The organism is Actinoplanes sp. NPDC051633, from assembly GCF_040681735.1.
In the GTDB taxonomy this organism is placed as follows: Bacteria; Actinomycetota; Actinomycetes; order Mycobacteriales; family Micromonosporaceae; genus Actinoplanes.
Window position 1 is genome coordinate 1 of record NZ_JBFAZH010000540.1, and the last position, 5,235, is coordinate 5,235.

Genomic DNA, 5,235 nt, shown 5'->3' on the forward strand with positions numbered 1-5,235 from the left:
CGGTAGTGGGTCGGCTTGGCGGCTTCGGCGCCGGCCGGGGAGCCCGACGGCTGGGTCGGCGCTACCGGAGCCGGAGCCGTGGTCGATGCGCTTGCGGCCGGCACGGCCGGTCGGCGGCCGGCGGATTCGGAGGCGGGCGTCTTCGCGGGCGAGGCGCCGCCGTCGCCAGCGGTGTCCATCCGGGTCGGCGCACCCGACCGCGTCCCGGTGCCACCACTGCCGTCGGTCGAGGTCGAAGCACCAGCGTGCGCTCCCGGCCGCGAGCCGGTCGAACTCTGCGCCGACGGTTGGGCGGCATCCGGCTGAGCGCCGGACCGCATCGGCGACTGACCGCCGAGTCGGGCGGAGGCGTCCGACTTCGCGGAGTCGGACCCTGCCGCCTGCGACGGCACGGTGGCGGCACCGTTGTCGTCCTTGCCACCCGCGGAGGTGGCAGCAAGGGCGACGGCTGATGACCTACGGGCACCCAGCGCCCGAAGCGCCGCAGCGTCGGCTTCGCCCTGGCGCAGAGCGGCGAGCTCACTCTCGGACTTGGCAGCGCGGCTGGGAGCGCTCGTCCGCGACACCGCTGCCTTGCTGGGCTTGCCGGTCGGCGCGGCCGCAGGCTTCGGCGTCGCGGATGTGCCGGTCGGGGCGGCTGCGGGAGCCTTCGGGGCTGCGGCCGCGTTGGATGCTGCGGCGGCCTTCGATGCGGCCGAGGCGGCAGCTCCAGCGGCCGTGGCTGCCGCGGCGGCACTAGCGGCGGACGAGCGCCGCACCTCCGGAGCGGTCGGCGGCTCCGCGGCCGCGGGCGACGAGGATGAGGGCTTGGCGGCGGAGCTCGCGGTTCCGGCCGCTGGGGTCAGGCCAGTGGCCTGACCGACTGCCGCGGCCGGAGTCCACCCGGCGCGCGACCGGTCACCATGGACCGCAGAGCCCGCACCGCCCGCAGCGGTCGTCAGCGAGCTGTGCGGCCGGCTCACAGCCGTCGGCGAAGTCGGGCTCTTCACTGCGGGCGACGAGCCCGGAGCGGCAACGATCGGCCGTCCGAACGGCGCCGCGGCGGGCCGCGACTGCGTCGCGCCGCTCGAAGCGGAGGATCCAGGAGCTTCGGCTGCCGGCTTCGCCGACGCGGACGACCCCGCCGACGCCGACCTGCCCGCAGGCGACGTCGAAGCCGCAGACCCGGGCTTCTGCGACGTCGGCGCTGCGGACGTGGAGCCGGCAGCAGCGGCGGTAGCAGCCGCACCCGACTCGGAAGCAGCAGGCGCAGACACAACCGACACGGAGGCAGCAGGTGCAGGCATACCTGACACGGAAGCTGCAGGCGCGGAGACACCTGATGCAGGAGCCGCCGGCGGCTTGGATCCCGACTCCGAGGGCTGAGCCGCCGCCGACACCACGCCGGTTGCCTTGGCGACAGCCGCGCTGGACTGGGAATCAGCGCCCGACTTCTTGGCGGCCACGCCGGACACAGACGACGACGCCGATGGCGAGCCGGCCGATGCCGCGGCAGGCGCCCCAGAAGCAGCGGGCGACAAAGCAGCCGACGCGGCCGGCGCCCTGGAGGCTTCGGGCGACGAAGGAGCCGACGCGGCCGGCGCCGCGGAGGCTTCGGGCGACGAGGCGGCCGATGCGGCCGGCGCCTCAGCGACGGCAGACGACGAGGGAGCCGAGGCTCCGGCGGGCGTCTCCGAAGTGGTGGTCGACGAGGCGGCTGCGGGTTCGGCCGGGGTCGTCGGCGGCTGCGGGATGGTCAAGCCCACCTTGCGCGACTCCGCGCGCCGCAAGCCCGTCGCCTCCCACGTGGACGGAGTGTTGCGCCGCTCGCGAGCCAGCGCCGCCGCGGCTCGCAACTCGGTCTCTCGTGCCCTCGCCGCGGCCGTCTCGGCCACCCAGGCTCCGACCGCCGACGCCTCGAAGGCCGGAATGTCCTCCGCCTGCGCGGGCGGCTTGCGGCGGGCGGCCCGCCCGAAGAGTGAGTCCGACGTGGGCACCGGGCCCGGCGCGCCGACCAGCCCGTGCATCGGCGGCAGTCCGGACGCCGACACGCCGCCGCCGAGCAGCTCGATCGGCTCCCCCGGCGCCGGTGTCCGAGAACCGGCGCCCTTGCGGTGCACTCCGCCCATACGCGGCGGGATCGCGGTGGCCGCGGCGTAGTCCGAAGGAGACGGCGGCGCCGACGAAGCAGCAGACGAAGCGGCGGACGCGGAGGTGAGCCCAGAGGCGGCGGAGTAGGCCGGCCCAGGAGCTGCGGCGGGCGCGGCCGGCGTGGAAGAAGCGGCGGCGAAGGCCGGGGCACGAGACGACGAAGCCGGGGAAGACCGTGCCGGGTCGGTGGCCGGAGGCCACGGGAGCGGCGGAGCCTCAGCTACCGCGGCGCCGGCCGGGACGGACGCCAGCGCCGGTGCGCCCACGTCGGCCAAGGTCCGGGGGCGGCTGCCCGCCGCGTGGCGACCGCCCGCGCGGGACACCGGCAGCGGCGCTCCGATCGCCTTCATCAGATCGGGCACCTGGCTCGGCTCGACCACATAGACGACCTCGCGCCGGCGGCCCGGCCACGCCAGGACGATCATGCCGGACATCACCGTCAGGCTGCCCAGCATGAGCAGCGCCCACGTGCTCGAGTTGAGCCACCCCGGCCGCAACTCCGCGGTCGTCTGCAGCTGCAGGCCCGGCTGGGCCGCGCCGTTCATGATGACCAGGCTGTACGAGCGGCCCTCGAGGGTGCGCGGGTTCCAGTCGACCTGACCGTTGCCGGCGCGGAGCCAGAAACGCTCGGCGGCGGGGACCGTCGCCGGGGCCCGGGTGCCGGCCACCCGCTTGGTGCGGACCGGCAGCGCGCCGGTGCCGATGTCCACCGAGCGGACCACCGAGTGCGGGACACCGTCGAGGTATCGCGCCACCGATGCGCTCGGGGCGATGCCGACGAAGGCCGGGCTGCCGTCGCTGCGCGCGCTCAGCCGCAACCGGCTGTTGCCGATGCGGGCGAACGGCGCGTCACTGCGCAGCAGCGCGTCGACGTCTTCGACCACCACGGCGTGCCCGCTCGTGGTGATGGCCTGCAGCGGCCCGCTGAACGCGCCGCCCGCGTCGCGGTGCTGCATCGCGGCCCAGAGGCCGGCTCCGGCGAACAGCGCCGGGAGACCGATGGTCAGCAACAGCATGCCGAGGACCGTGCGCAGCGCCCGCATGAGTTTCTCCCCCTTCTCGGGTGTCACTGCGCAGACGATACATACCGAAAAGCCACCAAAGTGGTCAAACGGCACGAGCACGCCCGAGAAGGGATCAAGACACGGTCAGTTGATCTTCACGTCCATGGTCAGCGTGGACCTGTCGATGTCGCTGGTACGCACGCGGAAGGTCATCTTCCAGTCGCCGGCCTGAGGCAGCGCGACGTCCCCGACCGCGTGGAAGTCGGTGATGCGCAGCAGCGGCACCTCGATCGGCTCGATGTTCGCCGACGCCAGTGCGGCGGTCGCCTCCCACTCGACCACCGGCAGCGGCTTGTTGTCCGGCGTGTACGCGTACAGATGGATGGAGTTGTTCCCCACCGCGGCCGGGAAGACATCCACCTGCAGCGACATCGTGTCGTTGCGGATCGTCTGCGTGACCGTCGTCGAGGTGGTGCCCGTCTCGGCCGCCTGGGCGGTCCGTGGCGGCGGCACGTTGACCAGAGCCGACGTCACGCCCAGCACCAGGACGAGGGCGCCGATCTCGATCAGCACCGCCCGGCGCAGCGGCCGCGGACTGGAGGCCGCCACCTTGCGTTTCACCGCGATGCGGGAGGCGTTCGCCGCACCGACGGCACCGGAGAACAGGATCACCTTCGCCAGGATGAGCTGCCCGTAGAGGCTGGTGAAGAACGCCGAGAACGAGCCCACCTCGATGAGCGCCTGCACCACCCCGGCCACGCCCAGCGTGCCGACCGCGGTGAATGCCCAGCGCGACCAGATCGGCAGGATCGCGCTCAGTTCGCGCTCGTCGGCCCGCGGAATGAGGAACGCGACCAGCATGACCAGCCCGCCGACCCAGACCGACATCGCCGCCAGGTGCACGGCATCGACCACGACGGACACCCCGGCGACCGGTGACGCCGTCGGGTGGCCGGTCAGCGGCCAGGTCGCCAGCGCGGCCACGCCGAGCACGCCGAGCAGCGCCAGGTCCGCCTTGGACTCACCGCCCTCGCCACGCAGGAGCGGCCGGAGCAGGAACGCCGCCGCGCAGATCACGCCGAGCCGGACCAGCATCACCGCGCCGTACGTGCTGCCCAGCACTTCCTTGAAGTCCTCGAACGACGCGCCGAACACCCCCGTGCCGCTCGCATAGGGCGCCTGCAGGTAGAGGCCGATCAGCGTGCTGGCCGCGATCAGCCCGAGGCCGCTCCAGACCAGCCGCGCGGGGCCCACCCGCGACAGCCGGTGCGGCCAGAGCAGCGCGAGCACCAGCACGGGGCCGACGAGCAGCACCAGGCCCGCGTACCCGAGGTATTTGCCCGCCGGGATCAGGGCGCGCACCACCGGGTCGATCGCCTCGGAGACCGCATCCTCGCTCGGCGGGGCGGATGCGGCACCGACCGAGTAGGTGAGGCTGCCCACGACCGGGTGGCTGTCCGCCGACATGACGCGGTACGACACCAGGTAGGTCCCGCGACCGGCGCCGGAGCGCAGCGGGATGGTGATCGAGGTGCCGGTCGACTGGGGCTCGCCCTGGTCGGCGCGGCTGCCGTCGGGAGCGAGTACCTGGATCTTGCCGGCCAGAAGCTGCACCGACTCACTGAAGGTGAGCGTCACCTTGTTCGGCGCATCGGGCACGATCGTGCCGTTCGCGGGGTCGCTGCCCACCAGTGCGGCGTGCGCGCCGGCCGGGGCGGCCGGGGCGAGCAGCGCCAGAATCAGGCCGACGAACAGGCCCACGGCAGCCACAACCGCACGGCGTCGATCACGAGACATGAGGGCAATGCTCCACGATGAGGGAAAGTACCGGCGAAGGGGCTCCGCGGAGTTGAGGAACCCGCGCGTACCATCATCGTCCGTGACTCCGAGTGAGAACGGCCGCGACGCGACCACCCTGCTCGCTCTGCGGGCGCGGGCCGGCGACGCCGGCGCGCAGGCCGATTTCGTCCGCGCCACCCAGGCCGAGGTCTGGCGCTTCGCCGCCGCGCTGGTCGATCCCGGCGCCGCCGACGACCTGACGCAGGAGACCTATCTGCGGGCGTTCCAGGCGTTGCCGCGCTTCGAGGGACGGTCCGGCGTG

The 5,235-nt window shown here is 73.7% G+C and carries 3 protein-coding genes; 1 reads left to right on the forward strand and 2 read right to left on the reverse strand.

Features of this window, described 5'->3' with window-relative positions; genetic code table 11:
• Positions 1–3,200 (reverse strand): hypothetical protein (locus AB0M20_RS26065; protein WP_364302475.1); only part of this gene is annotated, 3,200 nt, incomplete at its 3' end.
• A 78-nt stretch (positions 3,201–3,278) separates the two neighbouring features.
• Entirely contained in the window at positions 3,279–4,931 is a 1,653-nt protein-coding gene (locus AB0M20_RS26070; RefSeq protein ID WP_364302477.1) for a copper resistance protein CopC, read from the reverse strand.
• Positions 4,932–5,013: 82 nt separating this feature from the next.
• On the opposite strand from AB0M20_RS26070, the gene AB0M20_RS26075 reads away from it, so the two are divergent.
• Positions 5,014–5,235, forward strand: a 222-nt coding sequence (locus AB0M20_RS26075; protein WP_364302479.1) for a sigma factor, incomplete at its 3' end; no start/stop codon positions are given.